We start from the raw sequence: 20,581 nt of genomic DNA on the forward strand, positions 1-20,581 counted from the left end.
AGCGCCCGGGCACCCGTGGCGCGGCTAAGGAGTCGGTTCCGGGCCTGTCCGAGCAGGTTCCGCAGCGCGCACCCGTTGAGCACGCATCAGCCGGTACAGGGCTCCGAGCTCCGGCCAGGGCGAGGTTGACGGCCATGGCGAGGCCGTACAGCAGGGCGAGGGCATTGACCGGAACGCCCCAGCGGCCGAGGGAGAAGAAGCGGGTGCCCGTCTCGTCGGTGCCGTCCGTGCCGTCCGTGCCGTCGGCCCTGAAGCGGCCGCGCAGGCGGGCAACCAGAAGCGGGCCGGTCACCATCGCATACGCCAGGTACAGCATCACGATGCACGTCGTACCGATGGCCAGAAACGCCTCCGGCGAGGCGAAGTTGAGCAGCAGCAGGGCCGCCGCAAGGACGCCGACCACCACCGCGGGCGCGGCGGGCATGCCGGTGCGCGGGTTGACCTTCGCGAGGCGGCGGGAGAACGGTAGTTGGCCGTCGCGGGCCATGGAGAACAGCATCCGGCAGGCCGCCGTCTGGATGGCGAGGGTCGCCACCGTGATCGCGACCACCACGTCGGCCAGCAGCACCCGGCCCAGACCGTCGCCGAGGCTGCTCGTCAGGACGTAGGTCAGGCCGTCCACCGCAAGCCTGCCGTCGGTGAGGCTGGGGCGGCGAGCAGGCCGCCGAGGACCAGCAGTCCGCCGAGCAGACCGGCCGCGCCCAGCGCGGTGAGGATCGTGCGCGGCGCGGTGCGGCGTGGGTGGTGCGTCTCCTCGCTCATCTCGCCGGCGCTGTCGAAGCCGATCATCACGTACGCGGCCGTGAACGAACTCAGCAGCAGCGCGCCCAACAGGCCGGACCGGGCGGCGCCTTCGGTGTGGTCCGGGCCGACGAGGGCGGCGCCGCGATGCCCGCGCTCCTCGCCGCACTCGAACGCGCCGGGGTCGGCGTCGCCACCGCGACCGTCGCCCGCCCGTCCCTCGACGACGTCTACCTCCGCTACGCGGGCCGCCGTTACGCCGAGGCCGAGGCCGAAGTCGACGGATCCGAGGGCCTCGTCCTCGCCGGGACCGGAGGTGCACGATGAGCACCGCGATCTCCCAGACCTGGTACATGACTCAGCGTCAACTCATGGTGTTCGTACGGCAGCCCGCGTACGCGATCGTCACCCTGATCCAGCCGGTGATCTGGCTCTTCCTGTTCGGCAGCCTGTTCAAGAACGTCGTCGAGCTCGGCGGCTTCGGCACCACCTCCTACCTCGACTACCTGGTGCCGGGCGTCGTCGTGATGAGCGCCCTCAGCTCCAACATGTGGGCGGGGATGACCACGCTGGACGAGATCCAGCGCGGCACTCTCGACCGGTTCCTGACCACACCGGTCAGCCGCGCCGCGCTGATGAACGGCAACGTCGTCAACAACGGCCTGGTCACCGCCCTCCAGTCGGTCGTCATCGTGCTGCTCGGCCTGCTGGGCGGCGCCGACTACCCGGGCGGCGTCGTCGGCATCGCCGTCCTGGTCGTCGCCGCGGTCCTGCTCGGCACGATCTTCGGGGCGCTGTCCAACGCACTCGGCATGCTGGTGCGGGAGCGCGAGTCGATCATCGGCATCAACACCTTCCTGCTGCTGCCGCTGACCTTCCTCTCCTCCGCCTTCATGGCGCCGTCGCAGATGCCGGGCTGGATGCGGCACATCGCCGACTTCAACCCGCTCAACTGGGCCATGGTCGCGGGCCGTTCGGCGATGTCCGACCACCCGGGCTGGGGTGACGTCCTCAGCAGGGGCGGCGGGCTGCTGGCGCTGGCGGTCGCCGCGGTGTGGCTGTCCATCCGCACGTTCCGGTCCTATCAGCGCTCGGTCTGAGAGCAGGCAGGAAGAAGGGGCGGCACCCGGCCGGGGTGCCGCCCCTTCTGAACGTCCGCTCGGAGCTACGCCGCCGGCGCCGCCCCTTCCTGCTCCGCCTCGATCCGCGCGTTCCAGTCCCGCTTGGACGCCTGCCAGCCGTCCTCGTCGTGGCCGAGGCGCCAGTAACCGGAGATGGACAGGTCCTCGCGAGACACCCCGCGCTCGACGCGCAGCAAGTGCCGCAGCTCCTTCACGAAGTGGGCCTCGCCGTGCACGAACGCGTGCACCCGGCCCTCCGGGAACTCCAGCGCGCGTACGGCCTCGACCAGTGCCTCACCGACCGGACGCGAGCCACGGTGCAGCCAGATGACCTCCACATCGGAGTCGATCTTCTGCTCCTCCTCGGGGCCGGAGATCTCCACGAAGGCGTACGCCGTGACGCCGTCCGGCAGGGACTCCAGGGAGCGGGCGATCGCGGGCAATGCGCTCTCGTCGCCGACGAGCAGATGCCAGTCGGCGTCCGGGTCGGGGGCGTAGGCACCGCCGGGGCCCATGAAACGCACGGTCTCGCCCGGCTCGGCGCGCATCGCCCACGGGCCGGCCAGACCCTCGTCGCCGTGCAGCACGAAGTCCAGGGTCAGTTCCTGGTGTTCGGGATCCCAGGCCCGCACGGTGTACGTCCGCGTCACCGGCCACTGCTCGCGCGGCAGCTCCTCGCGGATGCGCTCCAGGTCGAAGGGCTCGGGATAGCGCACACCGGCGGGGGAGAACAGCATCTTCACGTAATGGTCCGTACAGGTGTCCGGCGCGAACCCGGCGAGCCCCTCACCGCCCAGCACCACACGCTGCATGTGCGGGGTCAGCCGTTCGGTACGGATGACCTGCGCGGAGTAGGGCTTCCGCGGCTTGCGGGCAGGGCGTAGTGCCATCACTGGCCTCCCTCGTTCCAAGCTTAGGTTTACCTAAGTTAGCACCTCCGCCCGGCGAATGCCGCTACGAACGTTCATGAACTGGCGCATGTCGCGCACACACGGAACGAATTCCCCGTGCCACGGGCCCCATGCGCACGATCGGGACGCCCTCACGCCCCCGTGGTCTCACGCCCTCGTGGTCTCACGCCCCCAGCGTCGCCAGGAGCCGCTGCAGCGACCCGCCCAGTCCCCAGCGCATCGCCAGCTCGTCGAGCCCCGCCGGATCCCGGGGCGTGCGCGGCAGGGTCGTGTCGACGTCGGGCAGCGGGACGTCCCGCGCGACCCGTACGACCTTCGGGGCCACGGCGACATACGGCCGCGACTCGTCCAGCCGCTTGCGCTGCGAGGGCGTGAGCTTCGCCTTCGGGTCGTCGACCGCCGCCATGATCCCGGCCAGGTCGCCGAACTCGGCCAGCAGCTTCGCGGCCGTCTTCTCACCGATCCCGGGCACGCCCGGCAGACCGTCGCTCGGGTCGCCGCGCAGCAGCGCCAGATCGGCGTACCCGGCGCCGACGACGCCGTACTTCTCGCGCAGCCAGGTCTCGTCGGTGAGCTGGAGGGTGCCGACGCCCTTCAGCGGGTACAGCACCCGCACCCCGCGCTCGTCGTCCACCAGCTGGTACAGGTCGCGGTCGCCGGTGACGATGTCCACCGGGCCCTTCGCGCGGGCCGTGAACGTGCCGATCACGTCGTCCGCCTCGTACCCGGTGACGCCCACGCGCGCGATGCCGAGCGCGTCCAGGACGGCCTCGATCACCGGCACCTGCGGTGACAGCGTGTCCGGTACCTCCTCCTCGTCCGGCCCCACCTCGCGTTCCTCGGCGACCCGGTGCGCCTTGTAGGAGGGGATCAGCTCGACCCGCCACTCCGGCCGCCAGTCGGCGTCCATGCAGGCCACCAGCGCGTCCGGGCGATGGTCCTTGACCAGGCGGTCGATGAAGTCGAGGAGACCGCGCACGGCGTTCACCGGAGTGCCGTCCGGGGCCTTCACGGAGTCCGGGACGCCGAAGTAGGCGCGGAAGTACAGCGAGGCGGTGTCGAGGAGCATCAGTCGTCCGGTCACGCCACGCATCATGCCGTACGGCACTGACAGTGGCCCCTCGGTCAGCGGCGCGTTGCCGTCCACGACCGCCGCTGTGGCCTGGACCACTTGTGCGTTTGTGTACGGGGAACCAGGGCAGGCGCGCAGCCGGAGCGACGCCCCCTGCGCAACTGTTGCGCCAGTCGCTTCCTTCATTTGCCGTCGAGACAAGAGGTACCCGTGTCATCCAGGCTTGAGGCCGACCATTTGTACAAGGTGTTCGGCAGACGACCGGAGAAGGCCGTCGAGCGGCTCCGCCAGGGAGCCGACCGTGAGGAGCTGCGCGCCGACGGCACCACCGCCGCCGTGATCGACGCCTCCTTCACCGTCGAACCCGGCCAGATCTTCGTCGTCATGGGCCTGTCCGGGTCCGGCAAGTCCACCTTGCTGCGGCTGCTCAACGGGCTCCTGGAGCCGACCGCGGGTCACGTCCGCTTCGACGGCCGGGACCTGACCGCGATCAGCGACCGCGAGCTGCGCGAGGTCCGCGCCAAGAAGATCAGCATGGTGTTCCAGCACTTCGCGCTGTTCCCGCACCGCAGCGTGCTGGAGAACGCCGCCTACGGCCTCGCCGTGCAGGGAGTGCCGCGCGCCGAGCGTGAGAAGCGTGCCGCCGAGGCCCTTCAGCTGTGCGGTCTGGGCGGCTGGGAGAAGTCCTGGCCCGACGAGCTGTCCGGCGGCATGCAGCAGCGCGTGGGCCTCGCCCGCGCCCTGGCCACCGACGCCGACCTGCTGCTGATGGACGAGTCCTTCAGCGCGCTCGACCCGCTGATCCGCCGTGACATGCAGGACCAGCTGCTCCAGCTCCAGAAGACCCTGAAGAAGACGATCGTCTTCATCACCCACGACCTGAACGAGGCCATGCGCCTCGGCGACCGCATCGCCGTCATGCGCGACGGCCGCATCGTCCAGACCGGCACCGCCGAGGACATCCTCCTGCGCCCGGCGGGCGACTACGTCGCCTCCTTCATCCAGGACGTCGACCGCTCGCGCGTGCTGACCGCGGGCGCCCTCATGGACACCTCGGTCACCGCGGACGCCCCGCTGTGCGCCTGCGAGACCGCGACCAGCGAGACGTCGTTCGTGGAGCTGTGCGCGATCAGCGCCCGCCTGTCGCACCGCGTCACGGTCGTCGACGACGACAACCGGGTCATCGGCGTCGTACCGCGTCAGCGGCTGGTCGGTTTCCTCGGTGACGAGAGCGCCGATCCCTCGCCCTGCGACAACCCGGAGGGGAAGGTGATCGCCCATGCCTAGGCTGCGTCTCGGCGACTGGGTCGACTCCGGTGTGGACTGGCTGGTCGCCCACATGGGCTGGCTCTTCGACGCGATCAAGGCGGTCGTGGAGGGCATGTACGACGGCCTCAACGCCGTACTGACCGCCCCCGAGCCCCTGCTCCTCGCCGGCATCCTCGCCGTGCTGGCCTGGTGGCTGCGCGGTCTGGTCGCGGGCGTCCTCGCCTTCGGCGGGTTCGTGCTGGTCGACTCGCTCGACCTGTGGGACCGGGCCATGTCGACGCTGGCCCTCGTCCTGGTCGCCACGGTCATCGCCCTGGTGATCTCGGTTCCGCTCGGCATCTGGGCGGCCCGCTCCAAGACGGTCAGCGCGGCCGTACGGCCCGTCCTGGACCTGCTCCAGACCATGCCGTCGATGGTGCTGCTGATCCCGGCCATCCTGTTCTTCGGCCTTGGCACCGCCGCCGGCGTCATCGCCACCCTGATCTTCGCGCTCGCCCCCGGCGTGCGCATGACCGAGCTGGGCATCCGCCAGGTCGACGCCGAGCTGGTCGAGGCCGCCGAAGCCTTCGGCACCACACCGCGTGACACCTTGCTGCGCGTCCAGCTGCCGCTCGCGCTGCCCACGATCATGGCCGGCATCAACCAGGTCATCATGCTGAGCCTGTCCATGGTCGTCATCGCCGGCATGGTCGGCACCGGCGGCCTCGGCGGCGCGGTCAACGAGGCCATCGGCCAGCTCGACATCGGCTTCGGCTTCGAGGCGGGCGTCGGCATCGTCGTCCTCGCCATCTACCTGGACCGCATCACGGGCGCTCTCGGCGCCCAGATCTCCCCGCTCGGCCGCCGTGCCGCCGCCAAGGCGCGTGCTGCGGGCGGCGTCAGGGTCTGGAACCACCGCCCGCGCCCGGTCGTCGCCGTGGCCGGCGTGGCCGCGCTGTCCCTCGTCGCGGGTGGCATGGGCGCCTTCGGCCCGGCCTCCGGCACCGCCGAGGCCTCCGCCACGGACGTCGGCAAGGGCAAGGAGGTCAAGATCGGCTACATCCCGTGGGACGAGGGCATCGCCTCCACGTACCTGTGGAAGGAACTGCTGGAGCGGCGCGGCTTCAAGGTCACCACCAGCCAGTACGCCGCCGGTCCTCTCTACACGGGCCTCGCCACCGGCCAGATCGACTTCGAGACGGACTCCTGGCTGCCCACCACGCACGCCGAGTACTGGAAGAAGTACGGGAACCAGCTCGAGGACCTCGGCTCCTGGTACGGCCCCACCTCCCTGGAGCTGAGCGTCCCCTCGTACGTCAAGGGCGTGAAGTCCATGGAGGACCTCAAGGACAACGCCGCCAAGTTCAAGGGCAAGATCATCGGCATCGAGCCGAGCGCCGGAATGATGGGCATGCTCAAGGACACGGTCCTCAAGAAGTACGGCCTTGAGGGCACGTACGAGGTGGTGGACGGCTCGACGCCCGCGATGCTCGCCGAGCTCAAGCGCGCGTACGCCAAGAAGGAGCCCGTCCTCGTCACGCTCTGGTCGCCGCACTGGGCGTACAGCGACTACGACCTGACCAAGCTCGAGGACCCCAAGGGCGCCTGGGGCAAGGGCGACGGCGTGCACACCCTCGCCCGCAAGGGCTTCGCCGGCGACAACCCCGAGGTCGGCGAGTGGCTGAAGGACTTCTCCATGACCGAGAAGCAGCTCACCGGCCTGGAGTCGCAGATCACCAAGGCAGGCAAGGGCAAGGAGCAGGACGCCGTGCGCACCTGGCTGAAGCAGAACCCGGGCCTGCTGGACAAGTGGGCCCCGGTCGCCGGGTCCGAGCGGAAGAGCCAGGCGGCCGGGTGACCTGACGGGCCCGACCGCCACCCGAGGGGTGGGTCACGCCGTACGTTTTTCCCCTCCGTACGGCCGGCCCACCCCTCGTGGCGTCTCCGCATAGTCCCGCGGCAAGCTACGAAAAGGATCCGGCCAACCACGCAGCGCTATCCCACCACCCGAGCCGGGCCGTACGAACTCCCGCCGACCGGCACCGACTTCCCGCGCCCGCGCGCTCGCTGCACCGCCTCCCTGATCAGGCCCGCCCAACGGCGAGGCGTGAGGGAACACGGGGGAGCGCCGGAGCATTGAACAGAACAGCGGCGCTCGCGTGCTGAACGGCAGTCAGGGGCGCCACGGGGGCGCCCGGCGGGTCGCGCGAGCCGATCCGCTGGCGCGAACCAGTGGGTCGTACCTCCCCTGATGTGTCGTCGATGTGACGGCCGCATGAAACGGTTTGCCGAACATGCGTAGGGTGCAGAGAACTCAACAGAAGGTGTGCGCCGGAAGTCGGGCGCGAGGACAGTGGACCGACGAGCGAAGGAGGGAGCCGGAGCGATGGGCGACCACAAAGAACAGCCCCTTCGGGTGGGCGCGGCCGTACGGCGGCGACGCCGTGCGCTGGACCTCACCCTCGCCGTCGTGGCCGAGCGCAGCGGCCTGTCGGTGCCCTTCCTGAGCCAGGTCGAGAACGACCGGGCGCGCCCCAGCCGCAGCTCCCTGGAGAAGGTCGCCGACGCGCTGCGGACGACCGCCGTGGAACTCCTCGCCGCCGCCGACCCCGCGTGCAGCGTGGACGTCGTGCGGGCCGACACCACCGAACTGGCGCCGGAGCCTCGGGCGCGGTCCCTGGTGCGCGGTCACCACCAGATGCACGCCTCGGAGTTCACCGGCGACCACGACGCGGGCCGTGAATTCCAGTACCGCAACGACCAGTTGATGTACGTCGCCGACGGCGCCGTCGAGATCGAGGCCGAGGGCCGCGCCTACCGGCTGGGCCGCGGCGACACCCTGTACCTCACCGGCGGGGTGCGCCACCGCTGGCGGGCGACCGTGCCGGACACCCGCGTGGTCGTCGTCGCGGTCGCCGAGCACATCGAGGCGGTCCGGGACCGGCCGGGACGCTGATGCGTGTCGTCTCCCTGGTGCCGTCCCTGACGGAGGCCGTGGCCGTCTCGGCCCCCGGCACCCTCGTCGGCGCCACGGACTGGTGCAGCCACCCCGTCGGCTTGGACGTCACCCGCGTCGGCGGCACCAAGAACCCGAAAGTGGACCGGATCGTCGCCCTCGCCCCCGACCTGGTGATCGCCAACGAGGAGGAGAACCGCGCCCCCGATCTGGACGCTCTGCGCGCGGCCGGCGTCGAGGTCCTGGTGACCGAGGTGCGCGACGTCCCGCAGGCCTTCAGCGAGCTGGCGCGCGTACTGGACGCCTGCGGGGTGCCGGGCCGCCCGCGCTGGCTGGACGAGGCGGAGCGGACCTGGTCGACCCCGCCGGCTCCGGACCGCCGTACGACGGCCGTGGTGCCGATCTGGCGGCGGCCCTGGATGGTGCTGGGCCGTGACACCTTCGCGGGCGACGTCCTGGCCCGCCTCGGCGTGGACCACCTGTATACGACGCACGAGGACCGTTACCCGCGCGTCCCCCTGGACGACCTGCTCGCGGCGGCCCCGGACGTCGTCGTCCTGCCTGACGAGCCGTACCGCTTCACTCCCGACGACGGCCCGGAAGCCTTCCGCGGACTGCCCTGCGCGCTGGTCAGCGGACGGCACCTGACGTGGTACGGCCCGTCACTGGCCGAGGCACCACGCGTGCTGTCCGAGGCGCTGCGAGCAGCGCGCCGCTGAGCAGCCCGCGCGCGGTGTGCAGCGCCGCCACGGCCCAGGCCACGACGAGCACGGCGTACAGCCCGAAGGCGAGCCCCTCGTAGACGACGAGCCCGGTGTGCCGGGCCAGCGCCGCGGCGCCGGTGACACAGGTGCCGACCGGGAACGTGAACGCCCACCAGGTCATCGCGAAGCCCATGCCGTGCCGCCGGGCCCGTACGACATGGGCGGTGGCGAGCCCGAACCACAGCAGCGCGAAACCCATGACGGGCACGCCGTACAGGACGGCGAGAATGCCGAAGCCCTCGTTGTACGGCGCCGGGACCACTCCCGGGGTGACGTCGGCGAACGCGCCGACGGCGGTCGTCGACTGCCCCAGCGGGCCAAGGACCAGGAACAGGGTCGGGGTGAGCGCGAGGGGCAGCGGGCCGCCCGTGATCAGCCGGGCGAAGACCAGCGGCAGCATCAGCAGCGTGGCGAGCAGGCTGAGCCCGAACATCGCGACACAGGCCAGAAGCAGCGTCTCCCTGGCCTGCCCGGGCGGCAGATGCGGCACCAGCAGCGGCCCGAGCGCGGCGGACACCATCGGCGCGACGAGCGGCAGCAGCCATACGGGCGTGGCCTGTGACGGTTCGATGCGATGGCGTACGGCCATGAGGTACGGGACGGCGACGGCGGCCGCAAGACCGATCGCCGTACCGGTGCCGAAGAGGACGGCGTCGAGTGCGACCGCCGCCCCCGCGCCGATCCAGTCCCTGCCGACGGTGAGGGCACCGCCGCCGACCGCGAGCAGGGCCATGGACAGGCAGCCGTAGAAGGGCGCCATGGCCGGGTCGAGGAGGTGCGCGCGGGCCTGGTCGCGGTGCCGGGTCCAGTGCCGGGCGCGGGCGCCCAGCAGGGTGAGCAGCAGGAGCAGGGAGAGGGCCCAGACGGCTGTGCAGAGGGTGCGCAGGCCGGGGACGTGGAGCGGCAGCCCGGCTCCGGCGGTGGCGACGGCGGCGGTACCCATGACGGCGGAGTACCAGTTCGGTCCGAGGTGGCGGACCGTGCCGAGGCGACGAATGGGCCCGAGGTGACGGGCGGCGGTGACCATGCGCTCAGGGTCCTGGCGCCGGTCTTCCCCCACCAGGGAGTCTGCCTCTATGGCCACATAAACTGGGCTTATGACTCAGGCGGCGGAGGGGCAGTTTCGCGCGGGAACCCTGGCGCACCGCGTCCCGGATCTCGGCGCGCTGGAGCTGTTGCTGGCGGTGGCGCGGCTCGGCAGCCTCGGTGGGGCGGCGCGTGAGCTGGGGATCACCCAGCCCGCGGCGAGCAGCCGGATCCGGTCGATGGAGCGCCAGCTGGGGGTGGCGCTGGTCGACCGGTCGCCGCGGGGCTCCCGGCTGACGGACGCCGGGGCGCTGGTGACGGACTGGGCGCGGCGGATCGTGGAGGCGGCGGAGGCGTTCGACGCGGGGGCGCAGGCGCTCCGGGACCGGCGGGACTCGCGGTTGCGGGTGGCGGCGAGCATGACGATCGCGGAGTATCTGCTGCCCGGCTGGCTGCTGGCCCTGCGGGCCCAGCGGCCGGACACGGCGGTGTCGCTGCTCGCCGGGAACTCGGCGGCGGTGGCCGAGCGGTTGCTCGCGGACGAGGCGGACCTGGGGTTCGTGGAGGGGCTGACCGTGCCCACCGGGCTGGACTCCGTCGTCATCGCCCACGACAACCTGATCGTGGTGACGGCGCCGGGGCATCTGTGGGCGCGTCGGCGGCGGCCGCTGGAGGGGTCGGAGCTGGCGGCGACTCCGCTGATCCTGCGGGAGAAGGGGTCGGGGACGCGGCAGGTGCTGGATGCGGCGCTGGGGGGTCTCGCGCGGCCGTTGATCGAGTTGTCGTCGACCACCGCGGTGAAGGCGGCGGCGGTGAGTGGGGCGGGGCCGGCGGTGCTGAGTGAGTTGGCGGTGGGGGAGGAGCTGTCGATGCGGCGGTTGGTGAGCGTGCCGCTGGCGGATGTCGCGCTGGCGCGGGATCTGCGGGCGGTGTGGCCGACGGGGCATCGGCCGGTGGGGCCGGCGCGGGACCTGCTGTCGCTGACGCGGGGCTAGTCTCCCGCCGCCGCCCCTACCCGTCCCGTCCCCGGGGGGCTGCCGCCCCCGGACCCCCGCTCCGGGCCCTGAACGGGCCTCGTCCTCAAACTCCCCCAGAGGGGGCACCCCCAGACGAGCTGAAAAACTCAGCCGCCCGCGGCCCGCACCAGCGCCCGCATCACCCGTACGTCGTCCCCCATCTCCGGATGCCACTGCACCCCCAACACCCACGCACCCGAAGGCCGCTCCACCGCCTCCACCGTCCCGTCCGCCGCGTAGGCGGACACGACGAGCCCCTCGCCCAGCCGGTCCACGGCCTGGTGGTGGTAGGTCGGTACGGACATCTCCTCCGGTACCGCGTCGGCGTACAGACTCCCCGGCACCGGCTTCACGGTGTGGCTGCCGAAGACGCCGACGACCTCCGCGTGCCCCTCGATGTGCTGCTGCAGCGTCCCCCCGAGCGCGACGTTCAGCAGCTGCATCCCCCGGCAGATGCCCAGGAGCGGCACCCTCGCGTCCAGCGCCGCGTCGATCAGCGCCAGCTCCCACGCGTCCCGCTCCCGCGCCGCCGGCCCCGTACGCGGGTCGCGCTCCGCGCCGTAGCGGACCGGCTCGACGTCCGGCCCGCCCGCGATCACCAGCCCGTCCAGCCGGGCGACGGCGGCCGCCGCCTGCTCCGGGTCGTCCGGCGGCAGCATCGCGGCCAGGCCGCCCGCCCGCTGCACCAGCCGCGGGTAGCCGACCGGCAGCAGCGCCGCCTCCAGTTCCCACACCCGCCAGCGCGCGCCGGACTCCAGATAGGTGCTGACCCCGATCAGCGGCCTGGCCACAGCAACTCCCTCACTCTCGAAACGTCAGTCCCGTGCCAACTCTGCCTCGGCCGCCGCCAGCGCCGCGAACTCCTCCTCGGGCGCCTTCGCCACCAGGTGCTTACGGCTGTAGAGGCCGAAGTAGGCCATGGCCACCCCGTACACCACGAGCGCGATCACCGCCGCCGTCACGTCCACCAGGAACGTGGCCAGCAGTGCGGCGCACGCCAGCACCAGCGCGACGGACGAGGTCAGCACCCCGCCGGGCGTCCGGTACGGCCGCTCCAGCTCCGGCTCCCGGCGGCGCAGCACGATGTGCGACAGGGACATCAGGGCGTAGGAGATGGTCGCTCCGAAGACCGCGATGTTCAGCATGCGCGCGCCGTTGCCGGACACCGCGGCCAGCAGGAAGCCGATCGTGCCGGGCACCAGCAGGCCCAGGTACGGCGCCTTGCGGCTGCTGGTGAGGGACAGGAACCGGGGCAGGTAACCCGCGCGGGAGAGGGCGAACAGCTGGCGCGAGCCCGCGTAGATCAGGGAGAAGAACGACGCCACCAGGCCGGCCAGGCCCGCGTAGTTCACGATCCGGCTGAGTGTCGTCGCCTTGCCGTCCGGCTGCAGCGCCTCCACCAGCGGGTTGCCCGCCTCCTGGATCGCCGCCGAGCCGCGTGCGCCGGCCGCCGCGAAGAAGGTCACCACGGCCAGGACGACCAGGACGGCCATCGACCACCGGATCGCCTTCGGCAGGGTACGGGCCGGTTCCCTGGTCTCCTCGGCGGCCAGCGGCACGCCCTCGACGCCCAGGAAGAACCACATCCCGAAGGGGAACGCCGCCCAGATGCCGAGCAGGCCGAAGGGCAGCCAGGAGTTCGAACCCGTCGCCGAGGAGTCGACCGGGATGTCGTCCAGCGAGCCGAAGGAGAAGTCCGGCAGCGCCGCCAGCGCGAAGACGACCAGGGCCACGACCGCGATGCCGGTGACCACGAAACTGAAGCGCAGGGCCTCGCCCACGCCCCAGAGGTGGATGCCGAGGAAGATCGCGAAGCAGACCAGGTACATCGGCCAGCCCGACTCCAGGCCGAACAGGCCGAGCGACTCGACGTAGTCGCCGATGAAGATGACGATGGCGGCGGGCGCCAGAACGTACTCGATGAGGATCGCCGTACCGGTCAGAAAGCCGCCCCACGGGCCGAGGGCGCGGCGGGCGAAGCCGTAGCCGCCGCCCGCCGTCGGCAGGATCGAGGACAGCTCGGCCAGCGCGAAGACCATGCAGGCGTACATGGTCCCCATGAGGACCATGGCGATCGCCAGGCCGCCGAAGCCGCCCTCGGCGAGACCGAAGTTCCAGCCCGAGTAGTCGCCGGAGACGACGTACGCGACGCCGAGTCCGGTCAGCAGCACCCAGCCGGCGCTGCCGCGGCGCAGGGCTCTGCGCTCCAGATAGTCGTCCGCCTCCGGGGCGGCGGGCGGTGTGTTCGTGGATTCCAGGGACAAGGCCATCTCCCCACGTGCGGTGGACACCGGGCGTTTCCGGGCACGGTGGGGTAGGTCGACCGGGCTCCGGTTCAATGGAATGGATGCATACCTTTGCCGGGTCGGTCGCTCGAACGCAATACCCTTGCGTTAATCGCCGGTAAATCCACCCGCACCGGGGACCGGGCGCCGCTCAGCCGAGGAAGCCCCGCAGCAGCGCCGCCGTGCCCCCGCAGTGCTCGCGCATGATCTCCCGCGCGCACTCCGCGTTGCCCTCGATCACGGCCTCCACCAGCGCCGTGTGCTGGCGCTGGGAGTGCTCCAGGTTGCGCACCAGCAGCGGGATGCAGTCGAGCAGGTCGTTCACGTTCGCGCGCACGGCCGCGTACTGGGCGGTCAGGGTGGGCGAGCCGGACAGCTCGGCGAGGGTCAGATGCAGCAGGGTGTCCAGCCGGCGGTACTCGGCGAGCGGGGCGTCGTGCGTGCGCGCCAAGGCCTCACGCAACCGGTTCGCCTGCTCCTCGTCCAGCCCGTGTGCCGCGCACAGCCCGGCCGCGCCCACCTCCAGCACCTCACGGAAGCGCAGCGTGTCCTCGACGTCGACGTCCTTCAGGCGGCGGCGCAGCTCCTCCTCACCGGGGGTGACGGAGCGGGGCAGGACGAACGTTCCGCCGTAGCGGCCGCGCCGCGACTCCACCAGGCCCTGGTCCTGGAGCACCTTCAGCACCTCGCGCAGGGTCACCCTGCTGATCCCCAGCCGGTCGGCCAGCTCCCGCTCCGCGGGCAGCCGCTCGCCGCCCGGCACCAGGCCGAGCCGGACGACCTGGAGGATCTGCTCAAGGGCCTCCTCGAAGCCGTTGCCGGCCCGCACCGGCCGCAGCACCGAGGTCAGCCGGTCGTCGGCCCCGGGCGTGCCACGCTCGCCGGGCGTCCCGTGCTCTTTGGGCGCCCCCTGCTCCGTGCCCGTCTGCGACATGTGGCCGGACCCCCTTCCCAATCAATGGTCCTTCGCAATACCTTATGGCTCCCGGCTGACCGAAGTAGCCGAATGGAGGCTCTCCCGTGGCAGACCGCACACCCCCGCTGAGCGTCGAGGAGCTGCACGCCCTCGTCGCGAGCGGTGAGATCGACACTGTCGTCCTGGCGTTCCCCGATATGCAAGGGCGGCTCCAGGGCAAGCGGTTCGCCGCCCGCTTCTTCCTCGACGAGGTCCTCCACCACGGCACCGAGGGCTGCAACTACCTCCTCGCCGTCGACACCGAGATGAACACCGTCGAGGGCTACGCCATGTCCTCCTGGGACCGCGGCTACGGCGACTTCGCCATGCACCCCGACCTGGCCACCCTGCGCCGTGTGCCCTGGAACGCCGGCACGGCCATGCTGATCGCCGACCTCGCCTGGAACGACGGCTCGCCCGTCGTCGCCGCGCCCCGCCAGATACTGCGCCGCCAGCTGGAACGCCTGGCCGAGCACGGCTACACGGCGAACGTCGGCACCGAGCTGGAGTTCATCGTCTTCAAGGACAGCTACGAGCAGGCCTGGGACGCGAACTACCGAGGGCTCACGCCGGCGAACCAGTACAACATCGACTACTCGGTGCTCGGAACCGGGCGGATCGAGCCGCTGCTGCGCCGTATCCGCAACGACATGGCGGGCGCCGGGCTCACCGTCGAGTCCGCCAAGGGCGAGTGCAACCCCGGCCAGCACGAGATCGCCTTCAAGTACGACGACGCCCTGGTCACCTGCGACCAGCACGCCATCTACAAGACCGGCACCAAGGAGATCGCCGCCCAGGAGGGCGTCTCGATCACCTTCATGGCCAAGTACAACGAGCGCGAGGGCAACTCCTGCCACATCCACCTCTCCCTCGCGGACGCCGCCGGCAACAACGTGATGGCGGGGGAGGGGGAAGGCGGCATGTCCGACGTCATGCGGCACTTCCTCGCCGGGCAGCTGGCCGCCCTGCGTGACTTCTCGCTCCTGTACGCCCCCAACATCAACTCCTACAAGCGGTTCCAGCCGGGCTCCTTCGCGCCGACCGCCGTCGCCTGGGGCCACGACAACCGCACCTGCGCCCTGCGCGTCGTCGGCCACGGCCGCTCGATGCGCTTCGAGAACCGGCTCCCCGGCGGCGACGTCAATCCGCACCTCGCCGTGGCCGGACTGGTCGCGGCCGGCCTGTACGGCATCGAGCAGAAGCTGGAGCTGCCCGAGCCCTGCCCCGGCAACGCCTACGCCGCCGACTTCGAGCACGTCCCCACGACCCTGCGCGAGGCAGCCGAGCTCTGGGAGACCAGCCCCATCGCCAAGGCCGCCTTCGGCGACGAGGTCGTCGCCCACTACCGCAACATGGCGCGCGTCGAGCTCGACGCCTTCGACGCCGCGGTGACCGACTGGGAGCTGCGCCGCTCCTTCGAACGCATGTGAGGCCCTGAGTGTCCGACCAGCTCCAGGTACTGAATCCGGCCACCGAAGAAATCGTCGCCACCGTGCCGGCCGCGTCGGCGGCCGACGTGGACGCCGCTGTCGTACGCGCCACGAAGGCCCAGTCGGCGTGGTCCGCGCTCGCGCCCGGCGAACGCGCCCGACTGCTGCGCCGGTTCGCCGTCGCGGTCGACGAACACCTCGAAGAACTCGCCCGGTTGGAGGTCCGCGAGGCCGGCCACACCGTCGGCAACGCCCGCTGGGAGGCGGGCAACGTCCGCGATCTGCTCGACTACGCGGCCGGGGGAGTGGAGCGGCTCACGGGACATCAGATCCCGGTCGCAGGCGGCCTGAACGTCACCATCCTCGAACCGCTCGGCGTGGTCGGGGTCATCGCCCCCTGGAACTTCCCGATGCCGATCGCCGCGTGGGGCACCGCCCCCGCGCTCGCGGCCGGCAACGCGGTCATCCTCAAGCCCGCCGAGACGACCCCGCTCACCGCTCTGCGACTGGCGGAGCTGGCGTTGGAGGCCGGTCTTCCCGAGGGCCTGTTCCAGGTGCTCCCCGGGCACGGTCCCGTCGCGGGCAACGCCCTCGTCGAGCACCCGGGGGTCGCGAAGATCGTCTTCACCGGGTCAACCGCCGTGGGCAAACAGGTGTTGGCGAAGGGCTCGGCGCTGCTCAAGCGCGTCACCCTCGAACTCGGCGGCAAGAGCCCCAACATCGTCTTCGCCGACGCGGATGTCGAGGCCGCCGCCGCAGCGGCTCCTATGGCCTTCCTCGACAACTCCGGCCAGGACTGCTGCGCCCGCACCCGCATCCTCGTCCAGCGCTCCGCCTACGACCGGTTCCTGGAACTGCTGGCCCCCGCGATCGAGGCCGTGACCGTCGGCGACCCCGCCGACGCGAACACCGACATGGGCCCGCTGATCTCCAAGGTGCAGCTGGAACGCGTGCGTTCGTACGTCCCCGAGGACACCGAGGGCATCCGCGGCAAGGCCCCCGAGGGCCCCGGCTTCTGGTTCCCGCCCACCGTCCTCACCGGCGTCGACCCGCACGCACGCGTGGCCGTCGAGGAGGTCTTCGGGCCGGTCGCCGTCGTCCTCCCCTTCGAGGACGAGGCGGAGGCGATCCGGCTGGCCAACGCCACCGAGTTCGGCCTCTCCGGCTCGATCTGGACCCGCGACGTCGGCCGCGCCCTGCGCGTCTCCCAGGCCGTGCGGGCCGGCAACCTGTCCGTCAACTCCCACTCCAGCGTCCGCTACTGGACCCCGTTCGGCGGCTTCAAGCAGTCCGGCATCGGACGCGAACTGGGTCCTGACGCCCTGACCGCCTTCACCGAAACCAAGAACGTCTTCATCAGCACGGAGGGTCCCGCACAGTGACCGAAGCAATCGTGTGCCGTCGCCTCGTCGGCCGTACCGCTGTCATCACCGGCGCCGGCAGCGGCATCGGTCTCGCCGCCGCCCGCCGGCTCGCCTCCGAGGGCGCCCATGTCGTCTGCGGTGACGTCGACGAGCAGCGCGGAAAGGCGGCCGCCGAGGAGGTCGGCGGAACCTTCGTGAAGGTCGACGTCACCGACCCCGAGCAGGTCGAGGCGCTGTTCAAGACCGCGTTCGACACCTACGGCAGCGTCGACATCGCCTTCAACAACGCGGGCATCTCACCGCCCGACGACGACTCCATCCTGGAGACCGGCCTGGAGGCCTGGAAGCGCGTCCAGGAGGTCAACCTCACCTCCGTCTACCTGTGCTGCAAGGCCGCCATCCCCTACATGCGGCAGCAGGGCAGGGGCTCCATCATCAACACGGCGTCCTTCGTGGCGAGGATGGGCGCCGCCACCTCCCAGATCTCGTACACCGCCTCCAAGGGCGGCGTGCTGGCCATGTCCCGCGAGCTGGGCGTGCAGTTCGCCCGCGACGGCATCCGGGTCAACGCCCTGTGCCCGGGACCGGTCAACACCCCGCTGCTCCAGGAGCTGTTCGCCAAGGACCCGGAGCGCGCCGCGCGCCGGCTCGTGCACATCCCGGTCGGCCGCTTCGCCGAGGCCGAGGAGATCGCCAGCGCGGTCGCGTTCCTGGCCAGCGACGACTCCTCCTTCGTGAACGCCACCGACTTCCTCGTCGACGGCGGAATCTCGGGGGCGTACGTCACGCCGCTGTAGGCAGCTCTACAGTTTCCGGAATGAGCATGACGCCCACGCCCGGCTGGTACCGCGACCCCTCCGCCCCGCACCTGGAACGCTGGTGGGACGGTACGGCCTGGACCGAGCACCGGCGTGCCCCCGAGGCACCCGCACCGGCGGCCCCGACGCCGCCGGTGCCCGGCCCGCCGGTGTACGGGTCGCAGCCGACCGTGCCGCTGACGCCGGGGCGGCCCTCGCCCGGCGGTGACTCCGGAAAGGGACCCAAGGTCGTCGCCCTGGTCGCGGCCGGGGCGATCCTGCTCACGGCGATCGTCACAGGCGTGATCGTCCTCGGCGAGGACGACGGGGGCGGGCAGGTGGAGACCGCGCCGACGCTCGCGACCTCGCAGCCGGTGGACCGTGAGCCGGCCTCGGACACCCCGAGCCCGGCCGAGTCCTCCTCCGAGCCCCCGGCCGACGGCCCGGCGGTGGTGACGGACCAGCTCAACGGCTTCACCCTGCCGCTGCTCGACGGCTGGGTCAGACCGCGCACCTTCACCGAGGCCGACGTCCTGATGACCACGGACGGCACCTACGACTGCCCCGCCGACTTCGGCTACTGCCGGCACGGCAGGGTCAGCTCGCGCACGGCGACCGCGGACGACGGGAACTCCCCCGAGGCGATCGCCAAGGCCGACATCAAGGAAGCGGCCGACGCCGCCTACGACCGCGACCTGATCGGCCGGCGCCCCTTCGGCGGCATCGAGGCCCACAAGGTCCTCGGGTCCGGCCCGGTCACGGTGGCGGGCCGGGCCGGCTGGTTCGTGCGCTGGCGGGTCACCACGGCCAAGGGATCGGGCGGCTACGTCCAGTCCCTCGTCTTCCCCTCCAGCATCGGCACCGGGTCACCGGTCGTGGTCCGCTACGTCTTCGACGCGGGCGAGGACGGGCCACCGCTGGCCGACATGGACCGCCTCACCAAGGGCATCCGGTCGACCCACTGACCTACAGGAACGTATGGCCCTCGCCGCGATACGTCGGCACGGTCGCCGTCACCGAGTCCCCCTCGATCAGATGCAGCGCGTCGAACCGCTCGCACAGCTCACCGGCCTTCGCGTGCCGGAACCACACCTTGTCGCCGAGCAGCAGATCGTCGGCGGGGGAGCCGAGCAGCGGCGTCTGCACCTCGCCGGGCCCCTCCTGCGGGTCGTAGCGCAGCCCTTGAGGCAGATACGGCACCGGCAGCCGGTCGGGCCCGGCCGCGCCCGAGGCCGGATACCCGCCCCCGAGGACGGTCACGACCCCCACGCCCGGCCGGCGCACGACCGGCTGGGCGAACAGCGCGGCCGGACGCCCGCTGAAGGACGTGTAGTTGTCGAACAGCCGCGGCACATACAGCCCCGACCCGGCCCCGATCTCGGTCACCGCGTCCTCGGCGGCCGTGAACTGCACACTGCCGGTCCCGCCGCCGTTGACGAACTCCAGGTCCGGCACCACCGCACGCACGGCCCGCACCACCGCGGCCCGGCGCTCGGCGAGCTCCCGGCGGGCCGTGGCCTGCATCAGCCGTACGGCACGGGATCGCAGCGGACGCCCCGCCACCGAGTCACCGACCCCGGCGATGTGCCCCTCGTACGCCATGATCCCGACGAGTTGGAACCCCGGCTGCCGGGCGACGGTCCGCGCCAGGTCGGCGACCTGGGCGGGGGAGTGCAGGGGCGAACGCCGGGCGCCGACGCGCACCCGTCCCCCCAGCAGCTTCAGGGAGGTGTCCAACTCCAGGCAGACCCGGACCACTTCCCGGCCGCCGTTGCGGGCGGCGTCGATCAGCCGCAGCTGCGCCGGGTCGTCGATCATCACGGTGACGGCGGCGGCGAGCTTGGGGTCCCCGGTCAGCTCCGCGAACCCGGCATGGTCGGCCGACGGGTAGGCGAGCAGGACGTCGTCGAACCCGGAGCGCGCCAGCCACAGCGACTCGGCGAGGGTGAACGACATCAGGCCTGCGAAGCCGTCCTTGGCGAGGACCCGTTCCAGCAGCGCCCGGCAGCGGACGGACTTGCTGGCGACGCGGATCGGCTTGCCGCCGGCCCGGCGGCGCATGTCGTCCGCGTTGGCGTCGAAGGCCTCCAGGTCCACGATCGCGAGGGGGGCTTCGAGATGGGCGGTGGCCCGGTCGTAACGGGCCCGGTCAGCGGCGCGCGCAGTCATGAACGAAGCCTGCCAGACGGGATTACCGCAGGGTAGGGGGACGTTCCGGGCAGATCCGCACGGGGTCGTGGACTGGTTCCCGTTCGCGCAGGTTCAACCCGTAGAGTGACGCGCACGCAAGTGGGAACGTCCACGGCCGCGCCGCGCGCCGGGATGACGCTCCCTCGGCGCGGGTATGCGTGCCTGGTCGGAGGAGTCCGTACCGGGTGCGGCAGACCTGGTACGACAACGGCGGCCCACGCACGAGGACGGGCCCGGGGACGAGGAAACGGGGGGTGCATGAGCACGGAAGCGCGTCGCGCCCCCATCCCCCCGCGCCCGTCGAACCCGCCCGCCGTCCCGCCCCGCCCGACGACACCGCCCAGACCCCCGCAGCCGCCTGCCACCGGCGACCCACGGGACGACGGCGGCGAGGGCGCGCGAACGGAGCGACCGATGCCGGGCGGCGCCGACGCAAGGGCGGACGCCACGTCCGGCTCGCCGGACGGCTCCACGACCGGCACCCGGACGCCCGCGGCCACACGCCCCCACCCGAGCGCACGCATCCCGTCCCCCGGATCCGGCACCCCCACCCCGCCGCCTCCCCCCAGCCCCTCGGCCCGCTTCCCGGACGCCCCACCCACCACCGGCCGCCCCACCACGAACGAGTCACGCAACCCTGACCCCACGGGCCATCGTCCGGCGGCGGGTGCGTCACGGAACCCTGATCCCACCGGTCGTCGCCCG

The 20,581-nt window shown here is 71.9% G+C and carries 17 protein-coding genes and 2 pseudogenes; 11 read left to right on the forward strand and 8 right to left on the reverse strand.

Annotation, left to right across the window (positions count from 1 at the left end; genetic code table 11):
• Positions 1-88: 88 nt before the first annotated feature.
• Positions 89-861: pseudogene (locus ACFPQ9_RS19220) on the reverse strand (amino acid permease); the annotation flags it as partial.
• Here ACFPQ9_RS19220 and ACFPQ9_RS19225 point away from each other — a divergent pair.
• Both ACFPQ9_RS19225 and ACFPQ9_RS19230 read left to right on the forward strand, forming a co-directional pair.
• Positions 862-1,068 (forward strand): annotated as a pseudogene (locus ACFPQ9_RS19225) (ABC transporter); the annotation flags it as partial.
• Positions 1,065-1,841: an ABC transporter permease gene (locus tag ACFPQ9_RS19230; RefSeq protein ID WP_380854366.1), complete on the forward strand. Its 777-nt coding sequence runs from the start codon at positions 1,065-1,067 to the stop codon at positions 1,839-1,841. The pseudogene ACFPQ9_RS19225 and the gene ACFPQ9_RS19230, both read left to right, overlap by 4 nt.
• A gap of 65 nt (positions 1,842-1,906) precedes the next feature.
• On the opposite strand, the gene ACFPQ9_RS19235 is transcribed toward ACFPQ9_RS19230, so the two are convergent.
• Both ACFPQ9_RS19235 and ACFPQ9_RS19240 read right to left on the reverse strand, forming a co-directional pair.
• Positions 1,907-2,752 (reverse strand): siderophore-interacting protein, encoded by an 846-nt coding sequence (locus ACFPQ9_RS19235; RefSeq protein WP_380854368.1) that lies wholly within the window; start codon positions 2,750-2,752, stop codon positions 1,907-1,909.
• 184 nt (positions 2,753-2,936) lie between these two features.
• Positions 2,937-3,869, reverse strand: coding sequence for a 5'-3' exonuclease (locus tag ACFPQ9_RS19240; protein WP_380854487.1), 933 nt, complete (start codon positions 3,867-3,869; stop codon positions 2,937-2,939).
• A 186-nt stretch (positions 3,870-4,055) separates the two neighbouring features.
• Here ACFPQ9_RS19240 and ACFPQ9_RS19245 point away from each other — a divergent pair, with 186 nt between their 5' ends.
• From ACFPQ9_RS19245 to ACFPQ9_RS19260, 4 genes are all read left to right on the forward strand, one after another.
• Positions 4,056-5,132: a quaternary amine ABC transporter ATP-binding protein gene (locus ACFPQ9_RS19245; RefSeq protein ID WP_380854370.1), complete on the forward strand. Its 1,077-nt coding sequence runs from the start codon at positions 4,056-4,058 to the stop codon at positions 5,130-5,132.
• On the forward strand, positions 5,125-6,951 hold the full coding sequence (locus ACFPQ9_RS19250) for an ABC transporter permease/substrate binding protein (protein ID WP_380854372.1): 1,827 nt from the start codon (positions 5,125-5,127) through the stop codon (positions 6,949-6,951). The genes ACFPQ9_RS19245 and ACFPQ9_RS19250 overlap by 8 nt, the downstream gene beginning before the upstream one ends.
• 528 nt (positions 6,952-7,479) lie before the next feature.
• Positions 7,480-8,049: a helix-turn-helix domain-containing protein gene (locus ACFPQ9_RS19255; RefSeq protein WP_380854374.1), complete on the forward strand. Its 570-nt coding sequence runs from the start codon at positions 7,480-7,482 to the stop codon at positions 8,047-8,049.
• A complete protein-coding gene (locus tag ACFPQ9_RS19260) occupies positions 8,049-8,768 on the forward strand; it encodes a helical backbone metal receptor (protein ID WP_380854376.1) in 720 nt (239 codons plus the stop codon). Before ACFPQ9_RS19255 ends, ACFPQ9_RS19260 begins: the two co-directional genes overlap by 1 nt.
• Here ACFPQ9_RS19260 and ACFPQ9_RS19265 read toward each other — a convergent pair.
• A complete protein-coding gene (locus ACFPQ9_RS19265) occupies positions 8,680-9,840 on the reverse strand; it encodes a TDT family transporter (protein ID WP_380854378.1) in 1,161 nt (386 codons plus the stop codon). The genes ACFPQ9_RS19260 and ACFPQ9_RS19265 overlap by 89 nt on opposite strands.
• A 70-nt stretch (positions 9,841-9,910) precedes the next feature.
• On the opposite strand from ACFPQ9_RS19265, the gene ACFPQ9_RS19270 reads away from it, so the two are divergent.
• A complete protein-coding gene (locus ACFPQ9_RS19270; RefSeq protein WP_380854380.1) occupies positions 9,911-10,834 on the forward strand; it encodes a LysR family transcriptional regulator in 924 nt (307 codons plus the stop codon).
• 128 nt (positions 10,835-10,962) lie between these two features.
• Here ACFPQ9_RS19270 and ACFPQ9_RS19275 read toward each other — a convergent pair whose 3' ends face one another.
• From ACFPQ9_RS19275 to ACFPQ9_RS19285, 3 genes are all read right to left on the reverse strand, one after another.
• Positions 10,963-11,634, reverse strand: a complete 672-nt coding sequence (locus tag ACFPQ9_RS19275) for a gamma-glutamyl-gamma-aminobutyrate hydrolase family protein (protein WP_380854489.1) — start codon at positions 11,632-11,634, stop codon at positions 10,963-10,965.
• 36 nt (positions 11,635-11,670) lie between these two features.
• A complete protein-coding gene (gene eat, locus ACFPQ9_RS19280; protein ID WP_380854491.1) occupies positions 11,671-13,125 on the reverse strand; it encodes an ethanolamine permease in 1,455 nt (484 codons plus the stop codon).
• 166 nt (positions 13,126-13,291) lie between these two features.
• Positions 13,292-14,074 (reverse strand): FadR/GntR family transcriptional regulator, encoded by a 783-nt coding sequence (locus ACFPQ9_RS19285; protein WP_380854382.1) that lies wholly within the window; start codon positions 14,072-14,074, stop codon positions 13,292-13,294.
• A gap of 86 nt (positions 14,075-14,160) precedes the next feature.
• On the opposite strand from ACFPQ9_RS19285, the gene ACFPQ9_RS19290 reads away from it, so the two are divergent.
• Genes ACFPQ9_RS19290 through ACFPQ9_RS19305 form a run of 4 tightly spaced genes read left to right on the forward strand, consistent with a single transcriptional unit; the run spans position 14,161 to position 18,651 of the window.
• Positions 14,161-15,525, forward strand: a complete 1,365-nt coding sequence (locus ACFPQ9_RS19290; RefSeq protein ID WP_380854384.1) for a glutamine synthetase family protein — start codon at positions 14,161-14,163, stop codon at positions 15,523-15,525.
• A gap of 8 nt (positions 15,526-15,533) precedes the next feature.
• A complete protein-coding gene (locus ACFPQ9_RS19295) occupies positions 15,534-16,907 on the forward strand; it encodes an aldehyde dehydrogenase family protein (RefSeq protein WP_380854386.1) in 1,374 nt (457 codons plus the stop codon).
• Entirely contained in the window at positions 16,904-17,686 is a 783-nt protein-coding gene (locus ACFPQ9_RS19300) for a 3-oxoacyl-ACP reductase (protein ID WP_380854388.1), read from the forward strand. The genes ACFPQ9_RS19295 and ACFPQ9_RS19300 overlap by 4 nt, the downstream gene beginning before the upstream one ends.
• A 26-nt stretch (positions 17,687-17,712) precedes the next feature.
• Complete coding sequence (locus ACFPQ9_RS19305) at positions 17,713-18,651, forward strand: DUF2510 domain-containing protein (protein WP_380854493.1); 939 nt, start codon at positions 17,713-17,715, stop codon at positions 18,649-18,651.
• A gap of 1 nt (position 18,652) precedes the next feature.
• Here ACFPQ9_RS19305 and ACFPQ9_RS19310 read toward each other — a convergent pair whose 3' ends face one another.
• On the reverse strand, positions 18,653-19,855 hold the full coding sequence (locus tag ACFPQ9_RS19310) for an amino acid deaminase/aldolase (RefSeq protein WP_380854390.1): 1,203 nt from the start codon (positions 19,853-19,855) through the stop codon (positions 18,653-18,655).
• Positions 19,856-20,581 lie beyond the last annotated feature (726 nt).

The sequence above is a fragment of the Streptomyces coerulescens genome (assembly GCF_042657965.1).
Taxonomy (GTDB): Bacteria; Actinomycetota; Actinomycetes; order Streptomycetales; family Streptomycetaceae; genus Streptomyces; species Streptomyces coerulescens.